Source organism: Asticcacaulis sp. AC460 (assembly GCF_000495795.1).
Lineage (GTDB): Bacteria > Pseudomonadota > Alphaproteobacteria > Caulobacterales > Caulobacteraceae > Asticcacaulis.
In genome coordinates, this window is record NZ_AWGD01000003.1 from 30,498 (window position 1) to 57,192 (window position 26,695).

General features: G+C 62.6%; 18 protein-coding genes and 1 pseudogene. 13 read left to right on the top strand and 6 right to left on the bottom strand.

Going from position 1 to position 26,695, the window contains the following annotated elements:
• Window positions 1-37 precede the first annotated feature (37 nt).
• The 3 genes from ABAC460_RS26735 to ABAC460_RS26745 form a co-directional block, all read right to left on the bottom strand.
• Window positions 38-3,805 carry a TonB-dependent receptor gene (locus ABAC460_RS26735; protein WP_023451640.1) on the bottom strand — a complete coding sequence of 1,256 codons (3,768 nt, stop codon included), beginning with the start codon at window positions 3,803-3,805 and terminating at the stop codon, window positions 38-40.
• 328 nt (window positions 3,806-4,133) lie between these two features.
• Window positions 4,134-5,465 (bottom strand): oligogalacturonate lyase family protein, encoded by a 1,332-nt coding sequence (locus ABAC460_RS26740; RefSeq protein ID WP_023451641.1) that lies wholly within the window; start codon window positions 5,463-5,465, stop codon window positions 4,134-4,136.
• A 202-nt stretch (window positions 5,466-5,667) separates the two neighbouring features.
• The gene (locus ABAC460_RS26745) at window positions 5,668-7,617 is read right to left on the bottom strand and encodes a sialate O-acetylesterase (protein WP_023451642.1); all 1,950 of its coding nucleotides are present in this window, start codon (window positions 7,615-7,617) and stop codon (window positions 5,668-5,670) included.
• 174 nt (window positions 7,618-7,791) lie between these two features.
• Between ABAC460_RS26745 and ABAC460_RS26750 the strand changes: the two genes are divergently transcribed.
• From ABAC460_RS26750 to ABAC460_RS26770, 5 genes are all read left to right on the top strand, one after another.
• On the top strand, window positions 7,792-8,349 hold the full coding sequence (locus ABAC460_RS26750; RefSeq protein ID WP_023451643.1) for an ECF-type sigma factor: 558 nt from the start codon (window positions 7,792-7,794) through the stop codon (window positions 8,347-8,349).
• Entirely contained in the window at window positions 8,346-10,730 is a 2,385-nt protein-coding gene (locus ABAC460_RS26755) for a serine/threonine protein kinase (protein WP_023451644.1), read from the top strand. Before ABAC460_RS26750 ends, ABAC460_RS26755 begins: the two co-directional genes overlap by 4 nt.
• A gap of 184 nt (window positions 10,731-10,914) precedes the next feature.
• On the top strand, window positions 10,915-13,041 hold the full coding sequence (locus tag ABAC460_RS26760) for an exonuclease domain-containing protein (protein ID WP_023451645.1): 2,127 nt from the start codon (window positions 10,915-10,917) through the stop codon (window positions 13,039-13,041).
• A gap of 178 nt (window positions 13,042-13,219) precedes the next feature.
• A complete protein-coding gene (locus ABAC460_RS26765; RefSeq protein ID WP_023451646.1) occupies window positions 13,220-13,702 on the top strand; it encodes a DUF2975 domain-containing protein in 483 nt (160 codons plus the stop codon).
• The gene (locus tag ABAC460_RS26770) at window positions 13,703-13,936 is read left to right on the top strand and encodes a helix-turn-helix domain-containing protein (protein ID WP_023451647.1); all 234 of its coding nucleotides are present in this window, start codon (window positions 13,703-13,705) and stop codon (window positions 13,934-13,936) included.
• On the opposite strand, the gene ABAC460_RS26775 is transcribed toward ABAC460_RS26770, so the two are convergent.
• Window positions 13,933-14,145 carry a hypothetical protein gene (locus ABAC460_RS26775; protein ID WP_155914547.1) on the bottom strand — a complete coding sequence of 71 codons (213 nt, stop codon included), beginning with the start codon at window positions 14,143-14,145 and terminating at the stop codon, window positions 13,933-13,935. The genes ABAC460_RS26770 and ABAC460_RS26775 overlap by 4 nt on opposite strands.
• Window positions 14,146-14,217: 72 nt before the next feature.
• On the opposite strand from ABAC460_RS26775, the gene ABAC460_RS26780 reads away from it, so the two are divergent.
• The gene (locus tag ABAC460_RS26780) at window positions 14,218-15,066 is read left to right on the top strand and encodes an endonuclease/exonuclease/phosphatase family protein (protein WP_023451649.1); all 849 of its coding nucleotides are present in this window, start codon (window positions 14,218-14,220) and stop codon (window positions 15,064-15,066) included.
• Between the two features lie 386 nt (window positions 15,067-15,452).
• On the opposite strand, the gene ABAC460_RS26785 is transcribed toward ABAC460_RS26780, so the two are convergent.
• Window positions 15,453-15,749: a DUF883 C-terminal domain-containing protein gene (locus tag ABAC460_RS26785; RefSeq protein ID WP_023451650.1), complete on the bottom strand. Its 297-nt coding sequence runs from the start codon at window positions 15,747-15,749 to the stop codon at window positions 15,453-15,455.
• A 207-nt stretch (window positions 15,750-15,956) separates the two neighbouring features.
• Between ABAC460_RS26785 and groES the strand changes: the two genes are divergently transcribed.
• The 7 genes and pseudogenes from groES to ABAC460_RS26820 all read left to right on the top strand — a co-directional run bounded on the left by groES (window position 15,957) and on the right by ABAC460_RS26820 (window position 26,068).
• Entirely contained in the window at window positions 15,957-16,247 is a 291-nt protein-coding gene (groES, locus tag ABAC460_RS26790) for a co-chaperone GroES (RefSeq protein WP_006271773.1), read from the top strand.
• Between the two features lie 34 nt (window positions 16,248-16,281).
• Window positions 16,282-17,931 carry a chaperonin GroEL gene (groL, locus tag ABAC460_RS26795; RefSeq protein WP_023451651.1) on the top strand — a complete coding sequence of 550 codons (1,650 nt, stop codon included), beginning with the start codon at window positions 16,282-16,284 and terminating at the stop codon, window positions 17,929-17,931.
• A gap of 157 nt (window positions 17,932-18,088) precedes the next feature.
• Window positions 18,089-18,334 (top strand): annotated as a pseudogene (locus tag ABAC460_RS26800) (ACT domain-containing protein); the annotation flags it as partial.
• A 179-nt stretch (window positions 18,335-18,513) separates the two neighbouring features.
• The gene (locus tag ABAC460_RS26805) at window positions 18,514-20,196 is read left to right on the top strand and encodes a methyl-accepting chemotaxis protein (protein WP_023451653.1); all 1,683 of its coding nucleotides are present in this window, start codon (window positions 18,514-18,516) and stop codon (window positions 20,194-20,196) included.
• A 234-nt stretch (window positions 20,197-20,430) separates the two neighbouring features.
• The gene (locus ABAC460_RS26810) at window positions 20,431-21,201 is read left to right on the top strand and encodes a response regulator (protein ID WP_023451654.1); all 771 of its coding nucleotides are present in this window, start codon (window positions 20,431-20,433) and stop codon (window positions 21,199-21,201) included.
• A gap of 311 nt (window positions 21,202-21,512) precedes the next feature.
• Complete coding sequence (gene ptsP / locus ABAC460_RS26815) at window positions 21,513-23,714, top strand: phosphoenolpyruvate--protein phosphotransferase (protein ID WP_235075747.1); 2,202 nt, start codon at window positions 21,513-21,515, stop codon at window positions 23,712-23,714.
• 275 nt (window positions 23,715-23,989) lie between these two features.
• Complete coding sequence (locus tag ABAC460_RS26820) at window positions 23,990-26,068, top strand: protein-disulfide reductase DsbD family protein (RefSeq protein WP_023451656.1); 2,079 nt, start codon at window positions 23,990-23,992, stop codon at window positions 26,066-26,068.
• On the opposite strand, the gene ABAC460_RS26825 is transcribed toward ABAC460_RS26820, so the two are convergent.
• Window positions 26,069-26,560, bottom strand: coding sequence for a hypothetical protein (locus ABAC460_RS26825; protein ID WP_023451657.1), 492 nt, complete (start codon window positions 26,558-26,560; stop codon window positions 26,069-26,071).
• Window positions 26,561-26,695: the final 135 nt, after the last annotated feature.

The window sequence follows — 26,695 nt, forward strand, 5'->3', positions numbered from 1 at the left end:
GCCGGCGTCCAGGTACACTTCAGGGAGGAAGTATCGCTTAGTGGCGGATGGTGATGCCGGTGGTGATCCGGTAGCCAGGCCAGGTGTTCGACAGGACGCTGGGCGTGCCGTCGGCAAAGTTGGCCGACTCGCCCTGGGACTTCATGACCACTTCGTTGTTGGCGTTACGCACTTCGAAGAAGCCTTCCATGCCCTTCTTGAATTCGTGCGTAATCTTGAAGTCGACATAGGTCGTCTTTTCGGTGAAGTTCGGCGCGCCCGGACCATAAGGCAGGACGTTGGTACGGCCACCGGCGGGGTTCGGGTAGTTGTTGACCGTGTTGGCGCCGCAGGCCGAAATACAGTCGAACACCTGGTCGCGGCCCTGGATGGCCAGACGGGCGGTGGTGCGGCCGTCGTCATACCAGATCGAGGCGTTATAGTAGTAGGACGGCTCGTTCACCGGCGGCAATTCGGCGCCCGTGATCAGGTCGTACCAGCCATCGGCCGTCAGCGACGATTCGATCTTGGCGTAGTTGCCGTCGAAGCCGAGATACTTGAACTTCCACGGCAGGAAGGTGAAGGCGATCTTGGTCGAAGCCTCGATGCCGTGACGCGACAGGCCCTGGCTGTTGAAGTAGGTCGGGAAGACGAAGTCGGTATCCTCCAGCGATTCCCCGGTCAGCGGGTCGGTCGCACCGGTGCCTTCCAGGACCTTGGCGGTCGTGGTCTGGACGATCGGCGCGCCGCGGACGATCTTGTTCTTGAAGTAGGCCAGCGAGAACATGGTGTCGCGGTTCGGGTAGACTTCCAGGCTGTAGTTCTGGTTCAGCGACTGGTACGCCTCCAGGCCCGGATTGCCGACCGTGGTACAGTCATTGGTGGTGCCGGTATCGACGTCGCGCTGGTCATAGGTACAGGTCCCCGACGGCAGCAGGCGGTTCAGCGGCGGACGGGCGATGACTTCACCCCAGTTGTAGCGCGCCACCACCTTGTCGTTGAAGCCCCACAGGTTGAGGTTCAGGCTGGGGGTGATGTCGTCGGTGCTCGACTCGATGGCCACCTGCTTGGTGACGCTGGCCGAGACCGTACCGCCCACCGCGTTCGGCGCGGCCGGGTTGAAGGCCGAGGTCTTGCGGATGGCGGTAAAGGTCATGAAGCCGTTACCCTTGGTGTCCGTATGGACAAAGCGGTAGCCGCCGTTGCCGTCGAAACGCATCGACCAGGGCAGGTCGATTTCGAAGTCGGCCATGAGGTAGGCCGCCGAGTTGCGCTCCCAGGCGTAGGAGAACGGCATGGTGTAGTCCTTGCCGTCGCTGCCCTTACAGACCTTCAGACATTCGAAATTGTACTTGGCCAGCGGGTCGCCGCCGTTATAGCCCGGCTTGCTGGAATAGTCGCTCAGCAGGCTGTAGAACTTTTCGACGTCGATCTGGGTCCAGCCGTCGAACAGGTCCCCGCGGTCCGGGTAGCTGTTGTAGAACTGGTTCCACGGTTCCTGCAGGACCTCACCGATTATGCTGGTCAGGTCGGCCTGGCGCAGGGTGAAGACGCCTTCCTGGTTGTTGGCCAGGTCGTTGAACGGCACATAACCGTAGTTACAGGATTCGGCGCCGGCCGGGGCGGCAGTGCCGGTCAGGCCGTAACGGGTGTCGTCGCAGGCGCGGACCTGGCCGCGGAAGGTCGAGTCGGGCACCACGATCGGGTTGACATAGCCGGGCTGGCCATAGGGAATGGCCGCGCCGGTGGTCGTGTTGCGGTTGATGGCGGGCGAGACGGTATAGGCGCCGCCGGCCCAGGCCTTCTGGTCGAATTCGCGGATGTTGAAGCCGGCATAGACCTTGGTGACGATGGGCAGGACGTCCTCGACATCATAGTCCGCGTCGAAACGGATGGTCGTCTCGTTGGTTTCCTGCAGCTTGGGCGAATACTGGATGCCGATGGTCGGGCTGACCCAGGGACGCTGAGCGACCGTATAGGCACTCACCGCATTGGGGTTCAGACCGTTGGACGTGCCACTGGCGACGGCGCCGCCGGCCGGGACCGCGTTCTGGGCGACCGTCTGCGGGCTCATGATGGTGTAGAGCGCCGGGTTGGAGTCGTCATAGGCGTTGGCGGGCGTAATGTTCCAGAAGCCGGAGGTCGGGTCGATTTCGAAGGTGGCCGGACCATAGGCATAGGACAGGCCCATGCGGCGGTCATAGCGGCTGTATTCGGTATGGCTGCGGCCGATGACCAGGTCTGCGTTCAGGCGTTCACCGTTGTAGCTGCCGCCGGTGGAGAAGGTCATCGTCTTCCAGTTGTTGGTATTCTGGATCTGATCCATCCCCGCCACACCGTCCGAGATGGTGAACTTGGTCAGGTGGTGGCTGGCGTCGACCGTGATGCTGGAAGGATTGATATTGGCGACGACGCCGTTGACATAACGGCTGGCTTCGTTGTTGCCGTTGGCCAGAACCGTGCCCTGGCTGGCGCCGTTATAGAGGTAATAGCCGGAGCCGGGGATGGCCGTGCGCTGACGTGGGAAGGTCGTCGAGTCTGTATAGGTGCGGCCGACATAGTTCGGCGTCGCCACGTTCAACGTGTTGATATTGACCGTGCCGCGGGTATAGGTCAGCTGGTGGTTGTCGACGTCGCGTTCGCTGTAGGCGATCTTGCCGAAGACCGTCAGGTTGTCGGTGAGGCGATAGTCGGCGCGCAGGTCCAGGGCCTTGCGATGTTCGACGTCGCGCTTGACGAGATAGCGCTGCAGCGACGGCGTATAGTCGTTCCACTGGTTCAGGCAGGTTTGCAGTTCCTGGACACGCTGCGCCGCGGCGGCGTCGTTGCCGTCGAGGGCGGGGAAGTAGGCGTAGCAGTCCGCCTTGGTCTGGGCGGCCTGGGACGCCTGAGCCAGGGTCAGGGGCGTCTTGGCCTGGCCGCTGAAAGGCAGGGATCCGGCGCCAAACGCCGTGCTGTTGGCGAAGGGCGTATTGATCGTACCGTCGCGGAACAGGTTGGGATCGAGCGAATAGGTCTTGTTCGGCGAGTTGTCGAAATCGACGAGGCGCAGGTGGCCGGCATTGGCGCTGGTGGCGCCTTCGGTGACGTGGGCGTCGTTCTTGACCGTTGACTGCGAATAGTTGACCAGGACGCCGAGACGGCCATCCATGAAGCGGCGGGCGCCGATGAAGTTGAAGGACGGCGTCCAGGTCTCATTGACCGAACTGCGGGTCTCGGCCGCCTGGAACGAGTAGAAGGGCTCCTTGAAGTCCAGGCCGGTGCGGGTCTTGATGACGATCGAGCCGCCCAGGCCGCCTTCGGTCATGGCCGCGGTCGAACCCTTGACGACGTCGACGCTCTTGATCATTTCCGCCGGGAATTCGCGGAAGTCCTTGCTGCGGCCGGAGCCGCCGGCCCACAGGCCGCCGGTGGTCGAGTTTTCCAGAACGCCCAGGCCGTCGATTTCGACATTGGTGACGTCCGAGCTGTTGCCGCGGACGGTGACGTCGACGCCTTCGTTGAAGTCGCCGCGGTTCAGCGCCACGCCGGCGATGCGCGAAATGGCTTCACCGATATTGCGGTCCGGGAACTTGCCGACGTCTTCGGCCACGATCGAGTCGGTCGCCGTCTTGGCGCGCTTCTTACGGTCGATCGAGGAGCGCTGCGAGGCGCGGGTTCCGACGACAACCACCGTATCGCCTTCCGTGGCGGCGGCATCGGCCTGCGGCGTGTCCTGGGCGGCGACGGTCTGGCCTATCCCCAGGCCGCCGAACAGGGTGACCAGAGCAAGCGCGGTCCCCTTGTTGAGATGGCGGTGAAGAACGCTGGCATTACGCTTAGTCATTAGTAACCCTCCTGATGCGGCTTTCGACGCAACCCGTTTTCTAGTTGTGGCGGCGTTCGCCGATGATCCCTGAGCTGCCCGCATTGATTGCGGACCTTATTGAAAGGTGGAGGTCGCCGGACGCGCCTGCCCTATTACTCAGACTACATCCTCATTGATTGAATTTGACAAGTCAAGCCAATACCTGTCCAATTATGTCAGAATTGACCGCACTTCGATCATATTGCGCCGCAAAAGTAACACAAATAGCACATTAACCGCAACAATTCGGCCTTTGGATCGCCATTGCGATCACAATTCAGGCTAATTTAGTCATTTATGATCAAATTCAAGCGCGCACTATGGCGACGGCATAGACGTGGATCGGTCCGTGCATATTGGAGCGGAAAACCAGCCATTTCCCGTCCGGGGTGAATTGCAGATTGGGCTCGGTGCGGTAGTCGTGGGTCTTCATATTGACCAGCTTTTCCGCTCGCAGGACACCCGGCCGGACCAGGTCGGCGGCGTTGGGCGCCGATACGCCCAGGTCGTCGATGATTTCGGGCCGGAACAGGTACATCCACTTGCCGTTCTTGGCCCGGGCGACCATTTCCTCGTCGCCGCCGTCGCCGGCGAACAGGGTTCCGTCGGCCGTGATCTGGTAGTGGACCGACCATTCGTCGCGGTCCATATGGTACCAGATGCGTTTGCGGGATTTCAGGTCGTAGGTCGCCAGCCAGAAGTCCTCGCCGCGCGGAGTCTGCAGATCGTAGATGATCTGCTGGCCATCGGGGCTGAAGAATTCGTGGCCGGCGATTTCCATGTTCATCGTGCGTTTGTGGACATTCTCCTGGCCCGAGCCGTCCGTTCGGATGGTCCAGACGCGGTCGACGCTGTGCCAGGGACCTTCGTGGCAGTACATGATGCGCTGCGGGTCGGTGGGTGAGAACTGGACGTGGTTCAGCCAGTCGGTCGAGGCGGTGACCACCTTGCGCTCGCCGGTTTTGATATCCAGCGTGAAGATCTCCATCGGGATGTTCTGGGCCAGGCGGTCGGCCATGCGGACCTCCTTGGCGGCGGCGAAACTAAGCGGTTTGCCGTCGGCGCCCACGGCATTGTAGCCGCCATCGGTGCCGGCGACCTTGGGGCCCGGCTGCAGGTCGTAGACGAGCTCGGCCCAGGTGCCGGCCAGAAGCGTGTCGTCGGCATTGACCGTGGTGATGCCGCCCTTGATGTCTTTCGCGATGACGGTGAGCTTGCCGTTGGCGATGTCAATGGCGGCGATCTCCTGGCCGGAAGGCTTGCCGTCGGGGCCCTGGGTCAATTTGCGGGCGTAAAGGATGGGTTTGGTGCGCGACACCATCAGGCTGCGCCAGCCCTTGGCGGCCGTCAGCAGCGAGGGTGTCCAGGTTTTCAGGTCAACCTTCATGAGGCCGGAGGGGGCATCGTAGACCATCCATTGGCCGTCAGCGGTAAAGGCGTTGTCGTGGAAATAGAGCGACTTGGAGTCGTTCTCGGTCGAGACGCGGATAACGCGGTGGCCGGTATCGGGGTCGATCCAGTCCTTGGGTAGGGTTTTCGGGTCGGGTTGTGTGGCCGGCGCGTCGGTCTGGGCTAGAGCCGGGGTGACGGCGGCTGCGGTCAGGGCCACGGTGCCGAGCAGGAATTGGCGCTTGTTCATGTGACGGTTCCTCTTGGTTTATGGCTTGAACAACTTGAGCGTTAAAATTTAGCTCGAAGCGCTTCCTCCTGCCCCGTTTACGGGGAAGGTGGATCAGTGCGAAGCACTGAGACGGAAGGGGCTATTCTACTGACGGTAAAGCCCCTCCCACCGCTTCGCGGTCCCCCCTCCCCGTAAACGGGGCGGGAGACGAAAACGAAAATCAGTTTTGTCCTTCCGCTGAAATACTAAGTTCGAAGGTGCCGGCGGGGAGGCCGTCTTTTGAATAGAGATTGACCACCGGCGAACCTGCCCAGGCGTAGCGGACCTTCATCGCGCCGGCTTGGGTGTCGAGGACAACCGTGTCGCCATTGAGCCGGGCTTCGGCCCAGGCGCAGGTCGCCGCGCACAGCTCAAAACTCAGCGGTCGCGTGCCGGAATAGGTGATCAATGGCCGGTCGAAGGTGACGCGGATGGTGTCGCCATCGCGCACGGCCGAAACCGGTGACGGCGAGCGTGGCGACACCGCATCGCCATAAACGAGGCGCGAGGCTTCGAGTTCCAGGCGGCGGGAGACCTCCTGCTTTTCCGGCGAGTGGATGTCGCGCGGATTGCCCAGGTCGATGGCCACGGCCAGGCCGGTATGGGGTACGGCGGCGGCGGTGCGGCGCTGGACGTCGCGGATGGCGGCAAAACCGGACTCAGCCGGCTGATCCGTCATCGCGCCGTAACCGGCCAGTTGCACGATCAGGAACGGCAGGTCCTTGCCGAACTGACCGCGCCAGTCCGCAATCATCTGCGGCAGCAGGCCGGCATAGGCTTCGGGCTCAGCGGTGTTCTGCTCGCCCTGGAACCACAGAACACCGCTCAGGCCGTAGGGGCCGATCGGCGCGATCATGGCATTATAAAGCGTGGAATAGCCCTTGCCACCCGGCCACGGAACGAAGGGCGGTTTGGGCAGGCCTTTCTTGAAGTCGCCCGAGACCTTGTATGTCCAGGCGCCGGCCAGGCTGAGTTTCTCGCCGCCGAGGTCGAGCGCCATCTTGTCCGCCGAGGAACGCGGTCCGCCGCCGCCGACTTCGTCAACGACGCGGATCGCGATGACATTGTCGCCGGCTTTCAGCAGGCCCGACGGCAGGGTGTAGGATCGTTCGGTGCGGTAGTCTACAGTGGCGCCGACACGGGCGCCGTTGACCCAGGTGACATCGCGCTCATCGACCGTGCCCAGGGTCAGGGTGGCCGGTTTGGCGGCCTGTTCAGGTGTCAGGGTGACATGTTTACGCAGCCACACCACGCCGTCGAGATCGACCAGGTCGGCCCTGCCCTGCTCTTCCCAGACGCGCGGCAGGGCGATTTCGCCCCAGGCGGCATCGTCGAGGTCGGCCGTCTGCCATTGGGCTTTCGTGCCGGTGTCGTGGGCGTCGGCCCAGGCGTCAGTGGCGGCGGCGACCTTTGCGGCGGTGGCTTCCGGGTCTGTGACATAGGCCTGGAGGGTGGCCAGGCCGTCTTCGTAGGCGCCCAGGGCGTGAAGACCCGCAGCCGGTGTCCAGTCCTGGATGGGGGAGCCGCCCCACGAGGAATGGATCAGGCCGATGGGGATGTTCTTTTGTTTGGCCAGATCGCGGCCGAAAAAGTAGCAGACGGCGGAATAGTCGGTAACCGTCGCCGGCGTTGCGGCTTTCCACGCGATGGGTGTGACGGGCAGGTCCTGCGGCGCCGGCATGCTCTTGCGCTCGAAGCTCAGCAGGCGGACGCGGTCGTCGGCGGAATGGGTGATTTCGGTGTCGGCATTGCGGACCTGGCGCACAGCGAACTGCATGTTGGACTGGCCGGAACAGAGATAGACATCGCCGATGAGCACGTCATGTATGGCCGTGGATTGCGTCGGCGAGGCGACGGTCAGGTCGTAGGGGCCGCCGGCGGCGGCGGCCGGCAGGTTCAGGATCCATTTTCCGGTCTTGTCGGCGGTGACGGTGGATGTGCGGCCAAGAAAGGTCACCGTCACCTTGGTTTTGGGCGCGGCCCAGCCCCATACCGGAACGGGACGGCCGCGTTGAAGCACGGCATGGTCCTGGAACATCGAGTGCAGCAGGGGCCTGTCCTGAGTTAGGTTTTGGGCCACGGCCGGCAGGGCCGCGGCCGCAAAAAGGGCGGTAAGCAGGGCAAGCTTCATCGATGTTCCCTCTTTTTGGCCATGGTGGACCCCGCGGATACGGAAATCAATCACCATTTTTCATTTTCGAGCATGATTTGTCACACAACAGATTGGAAAGGCTTCGACAAGCACCTGATTTCATGGTGTAAATCTTGCAGATACCACTGTTCCGGGGAGAAGATGGGGCAGGTTATGGAAAACGAACCGCAGACACGCATCCTGATGGGCCGCTGGCGCGACGGTGAACCCGACGCGCGCGACCAACTGATCGGCCGGTTGTATCCGGAGCTGAGCCAGATCGCGGCGGCGCGGCTGCGGCGGGAATACAATTCGTCGCTGTCGACCGGCGACCTGATCAATGACGCCGTGCTGCGGCTGATGCAGGTCGAACGTATCGAAGGCGACAACCGCGCCCACCTTATCGCCCTGGCGTCGCGGCTGATGCGCAACATCCTGGTCGACCATGCCCGGCTGAAGGCGACCGACAAACGCAAACACCACAAGGTCGAGCTGACCACCCAGGTCGAGGGTGGACAGAGGCTTGACCTGAAATCGCTGGAATCCTCGCTAATCCGTCTGAAGGCCATAGACGAGAGCCTGATGGAGCTGGTGGAGATGCGCTATTTCGGCGGCATGACGGTGGAGGACATAGCCGAAGTGACCGGACTGTCCGAGGCGACGGTGAAGCGGCGGTGGCTGGTGGCACGCGCCTGGCTGACCGACGCCCTGATGCATCCGGTCGACCCATGACGGATTTAGGGGACGAACGCGAAGCCATCTCGCTCTTCGAAGCCCTGCTGGACGTGCCGTCACCCGACCGTATGGCCTGGATCGACGAGCATACGGCCGGGCGACCCAAGGTGCGCGAGCGGTTGCTGGCCATGCTGCAGGCCGACACCTTACATAATCTCCGGACCGGCGGCGCGACCGAAGCCGTCGAGCCCGAGGACGAACCGGAGCGCATCGGCGCCTATCGCATCACCGGGCTGATCGGGCGCGGCGGCATGGGCTCGGTGTATCGCGGCGAGCGGGCGACGGGGGACTTCGCCCACACCGTGGCGATCAAGGTGATCAAGGCCGGGCTGTTGTCGGAGTCGCTGGTCGAGCGCTTCCGGCGCGAGCGCCAAACCCTGGCCAGCCTCAGCCATCCCAACATCGCGCGCCTGTATGACGGCGGCGAAACCGACGGCGGAGCGCCCTATATCGTCATGGAGTGGGTCGACGGTCTGCCTTTGATGGCGTGGGTCGAAGATGAGAAACCACCGCTGGACCGGCGATTGGCGTTGTTCGGCGATATGTGCCGCGCGGTCGGCTGCGCCCACCGCAGCCTGGTCGTGCACCGCGATCTGACGCCGTCGAATGTGCTGGTGACGCGCGACGGCGTGGTCAAGTTGATCGACTTCGGCATCGCCAAGCTTACGGAGAGCGAGGGGGGAGGCGGGACGACGAAGGCGTCGGTCGCGTCGGGGCAGTTGAGCCTGACGCCGGGCTTTGCGGCACCGGAGCGGCTGACCAGTTCGGACGTGACGACGGCGGCCGACATCTATTCGCTGGGGCGCTTGCTGGATAAGCTAGTGTCCGACGGTGATGAGGAACTGCGCGCCATCCTTGCCCGCGCCACGGCGGAAAAGCCCGGCGATCGCTATGAGACGGCTGAGGCTTTGCTGAGCGATATCGAGGCGTATCGCAAGGGCTATCCGGTTATTGCTATGGCGGGTGGACGGGGCTATGTCTTCGGCAAGTTCGTCATGCGGCATCGTTTCGGTGTGGCGGTAGCGGGAATAGCGGCGACGGCTGTGGTTACGGCGTTTGGCTTGGTGCTGAGCGCCAATCATCAGGCGCAACTGGCCCGCGCCGAGGCCGAGACCCGCTATGCTCAGACGCGGGAACTGGCCAACAGGCTGTTGTTCGACGTCTATGACGAGGTCAGCGCCGTACCGGGCACGACCAAGGCGCGCGTGCTGATCGCGCAGACGGGTGTCGATTATCTTGAAAAGCTGGCCGGGGACCGCAGCGCGCCTGTCGGGGTGCGCATCGAGGCCGGCAAGGGTTTCGTCCGGCTGTCCCAGGTGATGGGCGGTGGTCAGGAGGCAACCCTGGGACGCTACAAGGATGCGACCGCCCTGCTGGCTCGCGGCGAAGCGGTGCTGAAGGCCGTTCATGAGGAAAATCCGGACAACGCCGAGGCGGCGGCGGCCTATGCCGGGCTGTTGGTCGAGCAGTCGGGCAACAATCTCTATAATGACAACGACCCGGACAAGGCGCGGGCCCAGGCGCTCCAGGCCCAGGCCCTACTCAAGGACCGCGCCACGACCGACGTCAGGCTGGCCGCGACCTACCTGATGGCAATCCAGGCCGAGGGCGATTCCTGGCTGTGGGTGGATGAGTTCGACAAGGCCCGTGCGGTTCTGCTGCGGGCGGATGCTTTCTACAAGGGTTTGAAACCGGAGTTCCGCAACGACCTTTCCGTCCTGGCCGGTCGCAGTTCCTCCTTGCGATTGCTGGGCGAGGCCTATCACAAACTCAAGCAGCCCGAGGAAGCCAGGGCTGCCCTGGCGGAGAACATCGCCGTAAATCGGGAGCGTGTCCGCCGCGATCTGCAAAATCCCAAGGTGACGCGCGGGCTTATCCTGGCTTTGCGCTACAATGCCATCGTTCATCGTAGCAATATGCGCGATGCTGAAGCCCAGGCCGCTATTTCCGAGGCCTTCAGCCTGGCCCAGGCGTTACAGAAACGCGATCCGGCCGATACCGGCGCATTGGAACTGGTCGCGGCGGTCGGCGATGTCTATGCCCAGGTGCTGACCGACCGCAAACAGTATGATGAAGCGGAACGGGTCAGTGACGATGTCATTTCCGCCCAGCGCAAAAGGATCGAGATTTCCGACGGGGCGCCGTTTGCCGTGCGCGGGCTGGCGACGACCCTGGCCACGCGCGGGGGTAATTTCTACAATGCGGGTCGATATGACAAGGCCTGTGTCACCTGGACACAGACGCGCGAGGCCTGGGAGGGATTGGCCGCGCGTGGGCAGTTGAGCCAGACTGACCGTACCAACGGTTATGCCGAGGTCAAGAATTACCTGGCCAAGGCATGCAATCCGCCACGCATGGGGCTAGGGGACGATATCTGAAATCTTTCTTCGCGTCTTCGCGTCTTCGCGTGAAACCTTCTTGCGAGGGTTCGGCGCGGCGTTTCCATCCGAAAAGAAAAAATTTCACGCGAAGACGCGAAGGCGCGAAGAAGAAGGGTCAAACAGGCTTGTGATACCGCACGGGCTTGCTTTGCGGCGGGAACGAAGATAGAACAAATGCCGCATGTCTCGTACGCTTGTCCTGCCGCCGACCTATTACCGCGATCATTTCGTCGAAATGACCGGCTTTGTCGCCCGCCTGTATGGCGACGTCTTGGGAGGCGCTGAGAAAGCGTTCCTGGAACAGTTCGCGGCGCTGGATGACGACGCCCAGTGCCTGTTCGTGCGGATGTGCAATCGCAAGAAGCAGGCCTTTGCCGCGGCGGATCTGAGCTATGCCGAGATCGGCGGGGTTGATGGCGGGCTGGAGCGGTTGCAGGCGGCGGGGTTTATACGTCCCGCCGAGGCGGAGGATTTTCGCCATTGCCTCAATGAGCTGAGCAAGACCGACCTGGTCGCCCAGGCGCGTCAGGGCGGTGTCGAGGGCTTCAAGGCGTCGTGGGCCAAGCCGGAGCTGGTTGGGTGGCTGGTCGAAGCGCTGGAGCCCGACGAGTTGGACGCCGTGTTCGGGCTGTCGCGGCTGGTCGTCCCCTGTCACAAGGAGACGCTGGGCTTTCTGCTCTATCTCTATTTCGGCCGGCTGAATGACAATCTGTTGAGTTTTACCTTGCGCGATCTGGGCATGGTCTCGGTCAAGGCGCGCGAAGCCTATACCGCCCGGTTCGATTCCATCGACGAGGCCCGGGCCGGCTTTGTCTACAGCCACGCCCTGCGCCGGTTACGGCACGGCGAGCATCCGGAGCGCATCGACCTTGACGCCTTGCCGCCGGCGCCGACCGAGTTCAGCCAGGGGCTGCGCAACGACCTGCTGTTTCAACTGGGTCAGCATCATGAAAAGCGCGGCGATGGCGAGCGGGCTTTAGAGCTTTACGGGTTATCAAACGCCTTCGACAGTCAGGAACGCAGTGTCCGGTTGCTGTATGCGCGGGGCGATCATGATGACGTTCGTGGTCGTCTCGAAGCCATGCTGGAGGCGCCCGATCACGACGAGGCCTGCCTGTTCGCCCAGGACTTCCTGGCGCGCAAGTTCGGCAAGCGGCGGACCTCGGTGTTTACCGACCTGCTGCGGGGGGCGAGCGAAATCACCGTCGATGAGCTGTATCGCGGCTTCCCGGAAGCCGCCGCCATGCATCACTTCGAGGCCGAGGGCTGGTCGTGTCATCACAGCGAGAACGGCCTGTGGCCGGCCCTGTTCGGGTTGGTCTTCTGGGACGAGCTGTTCGAAGGCCCGGGCGCGCTGTCGTGCGGTTTCGACGCCGTGCCGCAGGCGCTGAAGGACCGGACCTTTCATGTGAAGTTTGCGCAAGCCGTGGAGCATAAGCTGGCCGGCGTGGCCGATGGCTGGGTCGAGGATCTGGTGCTGCGCACCTTCCGCCGCCACGAGGGCGCGGGCAACGGGTTGTTTTACTGGGATGCCGGGTTGCGCGGCCGGATGCTGCAGTTCGTCCGCGCCGCGCCGCCTCAGGCTTTGCAGCGGATTTTGGCGGAGATGAGCAAGGACTTCTATGCTCTGCGTGATGGCTTTCCGGACCTGATGCTGACGCGGGACAGCGAGATTCGTTTCGTCGAGATCAAGGCCGAGGGCGACCAGGTCCGGCGGCGCCAGTTGGCGCGGTTGAAGTTGCTGCAGGAGGCCGGGTTCGACGCTTCGATCCTGAAGGTCGCCTATCGCACCGATCCCGACACCACCTATGTCGTCGTCGATGTCGAAACCACCGGCGGCCGGGCCGGCAATGACCGGGTGACCGAGATCGCCGCCGTCAAGGTCCAGGGCGGGAAAATCATCGCCGAATGGTCGTCGCTGATCAATCCGGAGCGGCGGATTCCGGGCTATATTACGCAGCTGACGGGCATCACCAATGAGATGGTGGCCGGGGCGCCGAAGTTCGTTGAGATCGCCGATGATCTGGCGGCGTTTCTGAGTGGCGCGGTGTTCGTGGCGCACAATGTCGGGTTCGACCACAGTTTCATCGCGTCGGAGTATCGCCGGCTGGAGCGGCGATTCCATGCGCCGAAGCTATGTACCTGCGCCGGGATGCGAAAATATTATCCCGGCCATGGCTCGTATGGGTTAGGGCCGTTGACAAAGGAGTATGGCATCCGGCTGGAGAACCATCATCGGGCCTTGGATGATGCCCGTGCCGCGGCGGAGTTGCTGCATCTGGTCAATGAGAAGCGGCTGGCGGCCTGATAGCGTTCCGAGCTCCCGGCTCCCCCTCCGTCTCGACGCACTTCGCCCAATAGAAGGGCTCGTTTGCTCGCCACCTCCCCCGCTCGCGGTGGAGGATAAAGGTAGTTTGACTTTAAGTCTGATTTAAATTTATATGCTCTGTGGATAAAGAAATTGAACTTTTATCTGGAGGCTTGTCGTGTCGAAACTGCCCATTCCTCTTCCCGCCCTGTCGATCGTCATCAAGATCGTGGTCGTCGTGTTGGCCCTCGCCTTCATCTCCGAAAAATCGGGTGAGCTGGGGACGCTTGATTTTACCGCCGGTGACACCTGGGCCAATATGAAGGTCGTCTCGCTGTTCTGGCTGACCCTGTTGCCGCAGGGCTTTTACCTCTGCGCCGTATGGGCGGCGTCCAACGTCTTCGGCCGTATCGGCCGCGGCGACGCCTTCGGGCCGGCCATGGTCAAGGGCTTACGCGAAACCGGCAGTTGTCTGGTGTACGGCGCCGTTCTGGCCATCGTCATTATCCCGACCCTCTACCCCATGTTGAGCGAGCACTTCCGCGGCGTGCGCTACAATCCCGAAATCGAGAGCGTAACGATCGGGCTGGTCGGGATCGTGCTGTATCTGCTGGCCCGGCAGGGCCAGGCGCTGAAAGCGGAACTGGAACAGTTCGTCTAGATGCCCGTCCGCGTAACCCTCGATGTCATGCTGGCGCGGCGCAAGATCCGCGCCAAGGACCTGGCCGCCCAGGTCGGCATCAGCGAAACCCAGATGTCCCTGCTGCGCACAGGCAAGGTCAAGGGCATGCGCTTCGATACCCTGTCGAAGCTGTGCCTGTTGCTGGACTGCCAGCCCGGCGATATCATGGAATATGACGCGGATCAGGGTGACCTGACGAAGGGCGAGGATTAGATGTCCTCGTCCTTGCCAGACTCGCGCTTGCGTTCACGGTCGGCGGCTTCGACGCCCTTGTGCGCCGGCGGATCGAGCACCATCCCAAAGCCCAGCATCACCGATGCAAATCCGACGCCCCGGCGTATCGACCGGCCCCACAGGCGCCCCACCACACCGGCCAGAATGCCGGCCACAAGAATCGCCACAAGGCTCAGAAGTATGTTCATGGACCGGACATCGGGACGGCCGCGGCCCAATTCAAGAGCGACAGTCCGGCCGCAACGGCCTATAAGGGCGGCATGAAAATATTCGCCCTTCTGCCCCTGACCTGCCTGGCGGCCTGCGCGTCATTGCCGCAAGTGGCGCCGCAAACCCTGCGCGTGATGAGTTACAATATCCGCTATGCCAATGACAGCGACCGGCCGAACTGGGGCGAGCGCCGCGAAGCCCTGGCCAGGCAGGTGGCCTTTACAGATCCCGGTATCCTGGGCGTCCAGGAGGCCCAGCCGGTCCAGGTCGCGTATCTGGCGGCGCAGTGGCCGGGCTATGACCACTACGGCCTGGGCCGCGACGATGGCGTTAATGGCGAGACCACGACAGTATTCTGGCGCCGCGACCGGTTCGAGGCGGTATCAAAGTCGAACCAATGGTGTTCGGAGACGCCCGACCGGCCGGGCAAGGGCTGGGACGCCGCCTGGCCGCGGACCATCACCCGCGTGGTGCTGCGCGATCGTCTGAGCGGCCAGGTGCTGGATGTGCGCAACACCCATCTCGACAACGAAGGCGCGGTGGCGCGGGAAAACTGTGCGAAGCAGGTCGCCGGGATCGCGGCGGAACCGGGTGCTGTGGTGGTGGTGCTGGGGGATATGAATTCCGGTCCCGACAGCGCGCCGTATCAGGTCTTAAGCGGCGACGCATTGGGTCTGAAGGATGCGCGCAAAGCGGCGGCGGTCGACTTCGGCCCGCCGGGGACGTTCAACGGCTTTGACGTAACGGCAACGCAGGGCGAAGCCATCGATCATATCTTCGTGCCACGCAGTATGACGGTGACGCGTTATGGCGTTTTGACGGATTCGTTCGGCGGCAAGGTGATCTCGGATCACTTTCCCGTCGTGGCGGATTTGCGCCTGAATCCCCACAGCCCGTAGAATCAAACGATGGGGGGCACTGCTCGCGCGCGAAGCGCCTTCATTCTAACACGTTCAAGTTAGCCGCCCACCGAGTTGAGACCCTAAATTCCGTGTCTTCAGTGTACGCCGCCTTGGCGGCGCTTCGGTGTTTTCCGTGTTCCTCTTCAATGCCAGCGGCAGGCCGGCTGGCACCGAGCTTTCTGAAGCGAAGAAGGGCAACACGGACCACACGGAAGCCGCTGTGCGGCGACACTGAAAACACGGAATTCAGGGGGATGAACCGCAAGTGCAAAGCTTCTTCATTTTCAGACATGAAGGCGCTTCGCGCGGCAGGTTTCAAAACCGGAATTCCGCGTCTTTTCGTGTGTTCCGCCGTTAGATTCTACCGGCAGAGCGGAACCTGGTCAGCGCCGCGACGTGCCCGCGATCAGCAGGCCCAGCGCAAAGCCAACGCCAAGGGCCACCAGGGCCGTCGGGACCGGATGCTCTTCGACCGTGCGGCGCGCGTCGCGGCCCAGCTTGTCGAAGTCGGGATTCTCGGCGAACTCACGCACCTTGATCTCGGCTTCCTTGGCACGTTCAGCCAGAACATGGGTGGCGTGTTCGACCTCATGACGGATCGATTCAGACAAAGATTTCAAATCGCCTTCGTTCAGCGACGTGATCTTGGCGGCGGCGGCCTGGGCCTTGTCGGACAGCATGACGGGTCTCCCTCGGTGGAAATATGCCCCACTATAGCGCATCGCAAATAAAGAATTCATGCGCGCCTTCGCCGCAGGGGCAGCAAAAATTTTGCAAGGCCTGCCCTTGACTCACTATGGCGCGGCCACTATCTGCCAGCTGTCGTTAGCACTCGCGTGTGCTGAGTGCTAACAGGCACATCGCCATTATAATCTGGAGAGATATCCATGAGCTTTCGCCCGTTAGGCGACCGAGTCCTGGTCAAGCGCGTCGAAGAAGAAGCCAAGACCAAGGGCGGCATCATCATCCCGGACACCGCCAAGGAAAAGCCGCAGGAAGGCGAAGTCGTCTCCGTCGGCCCCGGCGCCCGCAATGAAAAGGGCGAGCAAGTCGCGCTCGACGTCAAGGCCGGCGACCGCGTCCTGTTCGGCAAGTGGGGCGGCACCGAAGTCAAGATCGACGGTGACGACCTGCTGATCCTGAAAGAATCCGACATTCTCGGCGTCCTCGTACGCTAAATCGTAATCCAAGCAACCAAAAGGAACATCCATAATGGCTGCCAAACTCGTTTATTTCGGTTCCGACGCGCGCGACAAGATGCTGCGCGGCGTCAACATTCTCGCCAACGCGGTGAAGGTCACCCTGGGCCCCAAGGGCCGCAACGTCGTCCTCGAAAAGTCCTTCGGCGCCCCGCGCTCGACCAAGGACGGCGTCTCCGTCGCCAAAGAAATCGAACTTGAAGACAAGTACGAAAACATGGGCGCGCAGATGATCCGCGAAGTCGCGTCCAAGACCAATGACAAGGCCGGTGACGGCACCACCACCGCGACGGTTCTGGCCCAGGCCATCGTCCAGGAAGGCCTCAAGTCGGTTGCCGCCGGCATGAACCCGATGGACCTGAAGCGCGGCATCGACAAGGCTGTCGCCGTCGTCGTCGAGCAGATCAAGCTGTCGTCCAAGAAGGTCACCAGCAACGAAGAAATCGCCCAGGTCGGCACCATTTCGGCTAACGGCGATGCCGAAGTCGGTCAAATGATCGCCAAGGCCATGGAAAAGGTCGGCAACGAAGGTGTCATCACCGTCGAAGAAGCCAAGACCGCCGAAACCGAGCTGGACGTCGTCGAAGGCATGCAGTTCGACCGCGGCTACCTGTCGCCCTACTTCATCACCAACCCGGACAAGATGGAAGCGGTCCTCGAAGACCCGTACATCCTGGTTTTCGACAAGAAGATTTCGTCGCTGCAGCCCATGCTGCCGATCCTGGAAGCCGTGGTCCAGTCGGGCCGTCCGCTCCTGATCATCGCCGAGGACGTCGAAGGCGAAGCCCTGGCCACCCTGGTCGTCAACCGCCTGCGTGGCGGCCTGCGCGTCGCCGCCGTCAAGGCGCCGGGCTTCGGTGACCGCCGCAAGGCCATGCTGGAAGACATCGCCGTGCTGACCGCCGGCCAGGTCATCAGCGAAGATCTGGGCATCAAGCTCGAAACCGTTGGTCTCGACATGCTGGGCCGCGCCAAGAAGGTCACGATCACCAAGGAAAACACCACCATCGTCGATGGCATCGGTGAAAAGTCCGAGATCGAAGCCCGCATCTCGCAGATCAAGAAGCAGATCGAAGAAACCACTTCGGACTACGACAAGGAAAAGCTGCAGGAACGTCTGGCCAAGCTGGCCGGCGGCGTTGCGGTCATCCGCGTCGGCGGCTCGACCGAAATCGAAGTGAAGGAAAAGAAGGACCGCGTCGACGACGCCCTGAACGCGACCCGCGCGGCCGTGGAAGAAGGCATCGTTCCGGGCGGCGGCACCGCACTGCTGAAGGCTTCGAAGGCCCTCATCAACCTGAAAGGCACCAATGCCGATCAGAACGCCGGCATCGCCATCGTCCGTAAGGCTATCCAGGCGCCGCTGCGTCAGATCGCCGAAAACTCGGGCGTCGAAGGTTCGGTCGTCGTGAACAAGGTTCTGGCCAGCGCTGACGCCAACTTCGGCTTCAATGCCCAGACCGAAAAGTATGTCGACCTGGTTGCCGATGGCGTCATCGACCCGGCCAAGGTTGTGCGTACGGCTCTGCAGGACGCGGCTTCGGTCGCGGGCATCCTGATCACCACCGAAGCGGCCGTGGCGGAAGCCCCGAAGAAGGACTCCGGTTCGCAGCCCCAAATGGGCGGCGGCGGCATGGGCGGCATGGGCGGTATGGATTTCTGATCCAGCCCTCAGGCACCTATCTGAACAACGGAAAGAGCGGGTCGCAAGGCCCGCTCTTTTTTGTTGCTCAGCCATGCAAAACCAAGGACGTTCGGCACGGATGGAGGGAATTGATGCGCACTGACCTGAATTGGGCTTCCTATTGGGGAAGTTTTGCGACATCGGTTTCGAGGACCTGCGCGTCGACGAGACCGTGTCGAAGGTGTCGATCGTCGGCGTCGGCATGCGTTCGCACACCGGTGTCGCTCAGACCATGTTCCAGGCGCTGTCGGAAAAGGGCATCAACATCCAGGTCATCTCGACCTCGGAAATCAAGATCTCGGTGCTGATCGACGAAGCCGATACCGAACTGGCTGTCCGCGCCCTTCACGCGGCGTATGGCCTGGACAAGATCGGCGCCTGACGAATTAAGCATTCGAAACGACGATACTCTGGTTGACCAAAGCTTGCTCGCAAAAGTTGCCGCATCGCGTGCGACCTTAACAATTTGTTGTCCGAATTACGCCAAGCGTTGAGCTGATTGCGTCGCTGGAAGCGGCGATTCAATCGATTGTGAAGAGTTCTGGCGAAATCGGGTGCCAAATGTTTAATAATCTGCCAATTCAAGCTAAGGTGTTGTCGTTGCTGTCGGTCATGGCGGCGGCGACGGTCGTAATCTCGGCAATCGCCGGGTTCAATCTGAACAAACAATCGGCCATCTATTCCGACATTATCGATAATTCGGAAACCGCTGTGCTGGCTCAGGCCCGGGCCAATCGTCAGGCGGAAATTCTCAGAGGCGGACTTTATAAGTTCGCCGTCGTGAGTTCCGACACCGACAATTCTGCGGCGCAGGCCAGTATCGATGGCGCCAAGACGGCTTACAAGGAGCAAATGGAGATTACCCGCAAGGGTCTGCCTGAACATTCAGAGAAGATATCCGAGTTTCTGGCGCGGTTTGATCAGGTGACGGCCAAGGCGTGCGGTGAAGCGGAGGCCGCCATGGCAGCGAACGATAATGTTACGGGGATGTCCCTGATGCTTTCGCAATGCGACCCGGCATTGGATCAACTCTCGACGGATCTTCGTGCCTTTGGCGATCAGGTAACGCAGGACCTCAATGCGGAGGCCGATAAGGCTGAGGCGGCTGCGCGTGGCGCGGTGACCTCTCTGATTATCATCGCTATCGGCAGTATGCTTCTCTCCGGAGCGGCCGCGATCTTTCTGACCCAATCGGGCATTACGCGCCCCATGCAAGCCTTGACCCGGGTCATGCAGGCCATGGACAAGGGGGATCTCGCTCAGCAGGTTCCCGGCATGACGCGCAAAGACGAACTGGGGACTATGGCCAACACGCTTGAAACCTTCCGTGCGGGCCTGGCCGAAGGGGTGACCCTGCGGGCGGCCGCGGAAACGGCCAAGGCGGCCGACCTGGTACGCGCCGAGCGAGAGCGGAAAATCGTCTCTGATTTCCAGACCAGAATGATGCGCCTGGCTCAGGCCTTTGTTCGTTCCTCCGGGGAAGTCTCTTCAGCCGCGCAGAACCTGGCCGCTTCGGCGGAGGAGACGGCGCGTCAGGCTCAGGTCGTGGCCGGTGCCGCGGAAGAGGCGTCTGCCAATGTGCACACCGTCGCCGCGGCAACCGAGGAAATGAGTGTGTCTGTCCGCGAAATCGGAGGGCAGGTGCAAGCCGCGAACGGCGCAACGCAATCAGCTGTGTCGGAATCCACGCGCACCCAGAGTGACATTCGCGCCCTGTCAGATGCGGCACTTCGGATCGGCAACGTCGTCAACCTCATCAACGACATCGCTTCACAGACCAACCTTCTCGCGCTTAACGCAACCATCGAGGCCGCCCGCGCAGGTGATGCCGGCAAGGGCTTTGCTGTTGTCGCTTCGGAAGTCAAACAGCTCGCCACGCAAACGGCGCGGGCGACTGACGACATTAGCCGCCAGGTCGCCGAAATTCAGCAGGCGACCCACAGCGCCGTTGACGCGATTGACGGCATTGTGAGCAGGGTGGACCATGTTCGCGCGATCTCGGCGGCTATCTCCGCCGCTGTCGAGCAGCAGGGGGCTGCGACCAGCGAGATCGCCACCAACACCAGCCACGCCGCCGACAGTGCGGGCCAAGTCACTGAGAATATCTTCGGGGTGGGACGCGCAGCGGAAATGACGGGCGCGGCATCGACCCAACTCATGTCTTTGTCACACGACCTGTCGAGCCAGGCCGATGATTTGCAGAGTGCGGTTGAAGACTTTGTGAGCCAGTTGCGGGCGGCATAGACCACATCGTGTTCCGGTACCGCCGACGAAGGTGCCAGACCGTTTTTCCTTAACACCAGCCGTCGACGAAGCCCTGCGGGCAGGGTCGACGGCAGGGTGCGTAAAATGGCCTGAAATTTCGCGTAACGGTAGTATAGATGAGGAAATCCAAAGATTTACTCCATATTTTCATGAACGCTTAAGCGTTTGCAAATGTTTGTGAGTCAGGTTTGCCCTAACGTAAAGGTAAGCGTTATGGACAAGACCGCGTTAATCCTGGAAGACAGCAAGACACAGGCGAATATCATCATCGCCATGCTGTCCCGCTTGGGCTGGTCGGCGGTGCATTGCGAAACCCTGCGCGACGCGACCGAAACCCTCAGCCAGATATCGGTCCAGGCCATGCTGCTGGACGTCTTTGTCGGCGCCCACAACACGCTGTTGCACGTCGATCGCTTCCGCACCCTGGCGCCGCATATTCCCATGATGCTGATGACGGCGGGCTCCAGCCGCGAGGCCATCGAGGAAACGCTGAAAAGTGCGCGCAAGACCGGCGCCGACTATGTCCTGAAAAAGCCGTTCAACGAAGCCATGCTGCGCGATGTTTTTACCTCGGTCACCCCCGACGTCGCGACGGGCAAGAAGCGCCGCCACGTCCTGGTTATCGACGACAGCTCGACCATCCGCACCATCGCCCAACGTGCCTATGACGCCGCCGGCTATCGTGTGTCCTGTGCGGACTCGATGGAAGAGGCCTTCTCGAATGTCGACATCGCCCATGTCGACCTGGTGCTGTGCGATGTGTTCATGCCGGGCATGGGTGGCTTCAAGGGTATGCGCACGATCAAGACGACCTGGCCGAAGGTGCAGCTTATCTCCATGTCCGCCGGGCTGGACGAACAGGTCTCGGACAATGACGCTTTGAACGCGACCCGCCGCATCGGCGCCGACGCCCAGATTCGCAAGCCGTTCGAGGCCAGCGACCTGATCGAGCTGTCGGCCGCCCTGCTGGACATGGCGGCCTGAATTCGAGCAAAGGGGCGCTTTCTTACTCTTTAGCGGGCGACTGCCCGCCGCGCACGTTTGCGCGAGCCCTGCGGCGCTTGAGCACTCAATTGTATCCGGATGTTAAGTCATTGTGATTATACACGGTTCCGTGACTTGCGGCGGGTAGCCCCGCACGGCTAGACAGCAGACGAAATCCGCCGCACAGTCTTTGGCTTTATGGCGTATATGGGGAAGGCGTGACGAGCGTGACCACCAGGCCCGGGATCAAGGGACAATCGAAGCTGGCTGCGCCCGGCCAGCGCGGCCTGTTGCGCCAGATCCGCGAGACCATGGAAGAGGGCCAGTCGGCCCAGTCGCGCCTCGACATGGTGGTGCGCATTATCGCCAATTCGATGGTCGCCGAGGTCTGCTCGATCTATCTGCGTCGCACTTCGGAAGAACTGGAACTGTTCGCCACCCAGGGCCTGAAGGCCGAGGCCGTGCACAAGACGCGGATGCGGCTCAGCGAAGGCCTGGTCGGTGAGGTCGCCCGCGCCGGCGCGCCGCTGAACCTGATGGATGCGCTGTCGCACCCCAGCTTCTCGTACCGGCCGGAAACCGGCGAAGATCCCTACAAATCCTTCCTGGGCGTGCCGCTGCTGCGCGGCGGCCGCACCATCGGCGTTCTGGTCGTCCAGAACATGGCGGCGCGGCGTTACGAAGAAGAAGAGGTCGAGGATCTTCAGATCATCGCCATGGTGCTGGCCGAAATCGTCACCGCGGGCGACCTGGTCGGGATCGAGGAACTCAAGGACATCGAACTGGCCCCGACGCGGCCGGAACGTCTCAAGGGCAGCGTCTTCGCCGACGGTATCTCCCTGGGCGTGGTGGTGCTGCACGAAGTGCCGGTGACGCCGGAACACCTGCTGAGTGAGGACGCCACGGCCGAAGAACTGCGGCTGCTGACCGCCATCGACGCCCTGCGCGACCAGATCGACCAGATGTTCGAAGGCCAGCACGGCCTGGCCGGCCCGACCTTCGACGTGCTGGAAACCTACCGCATGTTCGCGCACGACCGGAACTGGGTGCGCGCCCTGACCGAGGCTGTGAAGTCGGGCCTGACCGCTGAAGCCGCGGTCGAACGGGTCCGTAACGAACAGCGCGCCCGCCTGAACAATGCCCGCGACACGTACTTGCGCGAACGCCTGCACGACATGGAAGACCTGGCCAACCGCCTGTTGCGCGTCCTGGCCGGCAAGAACACGGCCCAGCGGCTGATCCCGGACAATTCCATCCTGGTGGCGCGTGACCTGGGTCCCGCCGACCTGCTGGAATACGACCGCACCAAGCTGAAGGGCATCCTCTTGGAGGAGGGTTCGTCGTCGAACCACGCGGCGATCGTTGCCCGTGCGCTGCAGATTCCCTGCGTCGGCCGGCTGCAAAACCTGCGCGACCGGGTCAGCCAGGGCGACGCCGTCATTGTCGACGGCGAAACCGGTGAAGCCTATCTGCGGCCGCGGCCCGACATCATCGATGCCGCCATGGCGCGGATGGATGTCCGCGCTCAGCGCCGCGCCGAGTTCGTCAAGATCAAGGACACGGCGGCGGTCACCAAGGACGGCCAGCGCATCACCCTGCTGATGAATGCCGGCCTGGAATTCGACATCGAGATCATGAACGAGACGGGCGCCGAGGGTATCGGCCTGTTCCGCACCGAGTTCCAGTTCATGGTGTCGGAGGATCTGCCGCGGCTGAAGCGCCAGACCGAGCTGTATGAGCGCATCATGGATGGCGCCGGCGACCGGCCGGTGACCTTCCGCACCCTGGACCTGGGTGGCGACAAGATCCTGCCCTATATGGAGATGGAGCGCGAGGAGAACCCGGCGCTGGGCTGGCGCGCCATCCGCATGGGGCTGGACCGGCCGGCGCTTTTGCGCATGCAGATCCGGGCGCTGCTGACGGCGGCGCGCGGACGCGAGTTGCGGGTCATGTTCCCGATGGTGGCCTCGATCGACGAATTCCGCCAGGCGCGCGACATGGTCGATATCGAATGCAGCTGGGCGCGCCGGCGCGGCCGGCCCCTGCCGTCGCTGCTGCGCGTCGGCGCGATGATCGAATGCCCGTCGCTGCTGTGGCACCTGGATGCGCTGTTGCCGCTGGTCGATTTTGCGTCGGTCGGCACCAATGATCTGACCCAGTATCTGTTTGCTGCCGACCGCACCAATCCGCGGATGAACGACCGCTACGATCCGCTGTCGCCGCCGATGTTGCGGGCCCTGGCCAGCATCCAGAAGGCGGCGGAAGAGTCGGGCACGCCGGTATCGGTGTGCGGCGAGATCGCCGGCCGGCCTCTGGAGGCGTTCGTGCTGGTGGCTCTGGGCTTCAACCGGCTGAGCATGCCGCCCGCCGGCATGGGCCAGGTCAAGCGGATGATTTTGTCGTGTGACCGCGATGCCGCGGGCAGGGCCATCACCAAGATGATGGGCTCGTCGAACGGCTCCTTGCGTAACGAAATCCTGAGCCTGGCGCGCAAGCTGAACGTGGACTTGTAGTTTTTTACCACGGACCACACGGACCACACAGACTTCGGGGTGTACAAACTCCCCCCCGCACAGCGGCAGTCTAAAGTTATCTAAAGCCGCTGCGCGGCGGCAGTTTTATTCGGAAGTCCGTGTGGTCCGTGTGGTCCGTGGTGAAAATTAGTATGTTTAAGCCGGCTGAATAGGTGCCGGAAAAATTCCTTTGAAACTGCCGCAGATTTTTTGTCACCAAATGACGGCATGGATCGTATAGACTAACCGGGTTCTCTCGGCAGGGGTCGTTTTACGTGTCTTTTCTGGTTCGTCTGGTTACATCCATCGTGCTTTTCCTGGGTCTGGTTACCGCCCAGGCCCATGCTGCCGAAGGCAAGTCCGCCCATATCGAGGCCAAGCTGATCGCCGTCTCGTCCAGCGTGCCGCAGGGCGGCGATGTTATGCTGGCGCTGGACTACAAGACCGCGCCCGGCTGGCATACCTACTGGATCAATGCCGGCGATACCGGCCTGCCGCCGAAATTCACCTGGAGCCTGCCCGACGACGTCACCGTCGAAGCGCCGCAGTTCCCGACGCCCGAAACCATCCCGACCTTCGGCCTGATGAGCTACGGCTACCAGGACCGCACCGTCCTGCTTCTGCCGCTGCACAACCGCTCAAAACTCGGCGCCGGCGAGGCCCTGCCGCTGAAAGCCAGGGTCGACTTCCTGGTTTGCGAAAAGATCTGTATTCCGGAAAGCTTGGAGGTGTCGCTGCGCCTGACGGTCGGTGCGATCGCGCCGGGGGCTGACGCCAAGACCCTTGCCAAGGCCGCGAAGGCTCTGCCGAAACCTGCGCCCTTTACCGGCACGGTCGCCGTGACCGATGATGGCATCGCTGAGTTCGGGTTTGCCGGCAAGGACCTGCCGTCGCCTCAGGGCGCCTATCTCTTTGTCGCCCATGACCGGGTGGTCAAGGCGGCGGCGCCACAGACCGTCGATAGCGGTCCCGACGGCTTTTCGATCCGCACCGCGGCCCAGGGGCCGCTCCCCGAAGGCGACATCAAGGGGGTGTTGAAATTCAGGAACGGCGAGGCCTATGAGGTCAGCCTGACCCGCGCCCCCCTGGCACCCGGCGTTCATGGCCTGGGTAGCGCCGGTGCCAGCGGCGCCGACACCTCGGCGGGTGGTATCCTGCTGGCGGCACTCGGCGCCCTGGTCGGTGGGATGATCCTCAACCTTATGCCCTGCGTCTTCCCGGTCCTGTCGATGAAGTTGCTGGCCCTGTCGCGCGCCGGCCACGATCAGAAACTGGCCCGCACCGAAGCCCTGGCCTATGGCGGCGGGGTGATCCTCAGCTTCCTGGCCCTGGCCGGCGTGATCGTGCTGGCGCGGTCGTTTGGCGCCCAGGTCGGCTGGGGCTTCCAGCTCCAGTCGCCCTATGTCACGGCGGCCCTGGCTGTGGTCATGCTGCTGGTGGCGCTCAACATGTCTGGCGTTTTCTCCGTCGGTGCCTCGCTGCAACGTCTGGGCGGCAATGTCCAGCTCGATCAGAACCGTCCCATCCTGTCGGCCTTCCTGACCGGTGTCCTGGCGGTCGTGGTGGCCGCGCCCTGCACCGCGCCCTTCATGGGGCCGGCGATCGGCGTCGCCCTGACCCAGGGCGGACTGAGCGCGGTGACCATCTTCCTGGCCCTGGGCCTGGGCTTTGCCCTGCCGTTCGTCGCCCTGACCTTCCTGATCATTTCGGTGCCGGCCGTGGCCCGCGCCCTGCCGAAGCCCGGCCCGTGGATGAGCTGGCTGCAACGCGGCCTGTCGGTGCTGATGTACGGCGCCGCCCTGTGGCTGATCTGGGTGTTCGCCCAGCAGGTCACCGGCCTGGGCCTGGGTCTGCTGATCGCGGCGGTGGTGCTGATCGCGGTCGGTTTGGCGGTTGCGAAACTGCCGTCCCTGGCCCGGATCGCCATGGTGGTGACGGCGGTGGTGGTCACGGCCTTTGCGGCGACACAAGGCCTGCCGCCGGCGACCAAATCGACGGCCGCGGCGCCGATCGATCACGTCGCCTTCGATATGAACCAGCTCAGCGCCCTGCGCGCGGAAGGCAAGCCGGTCCTGGTCGACATGACCGCCGCCTGGTGCGTCACCTGCAAGGTCAATGAGGTGCGGGTGCTGTATACGCCTGAGGTTGCCGACGCCTTCAAGGCGACCGGGACGACCTATATGGTTGGCGACTGGACCAACCAGGATCCGGCGATTTCGCGCTATCTCAGCCTGTTCGGCCGTTCCGGCGTGCCGCTCTACGTCTATTACGGACCTGACAAGGCCGAACCGAAGGTCCTGCCGCAGATGCTGGACCAGGGCGACATCGTCAAGCTGCTGAAGTCGGCGAAATAATCAGGTCGCTGGGCCGAACTCGATCACGCAGTCGAGGCCGGACTCGGCCGTGGCCGGGGTGGTGATGACGTCGATATTGTCGCTCAGTAGCAACGACATGTCCTGATAAGCCTTGGCGGCGTCACGATCGGTGTTCGCCGCCAGGATGGCGTCCATCTTGATGTTCAAGTCCAGGGACACGCCCTTCAGGATGCACTTCAGGTCGCTGTCGGTGCCGCGCACCTTCAGGTCCAGGTGCGCCTTCATGTCGTCCTCGGCCAGGGCGCGGATATCACGGACATAGACATCAAAACCCGGCCGGTCGCGCACGGCCAAGGCCGGCGCAAACCCGTCGGTTTGCGCCTTCAACTGCTCAGCCCGGTTTACCAGACCGGCATAGAAAGGCTCACGCGAAATCGCGCTGGCCACCGGCGTATCCGGTGAACTGGCACATGAAGGCACTGCGACAGCCGTAAGACCGAGCAGCGCCGCCAGGAACATGGCACGTTTCATTATGCGCTCCTCCACGATGATTGGAACGCATGATGCAAATATCCAGCCAAGAAAGCGTTAACACGCAGCTTCCCATGTCCCGGCAATGGATGCGGGATCGGAAAAGCGATGTTGGCCGTCCAGGACGGCCGCTGT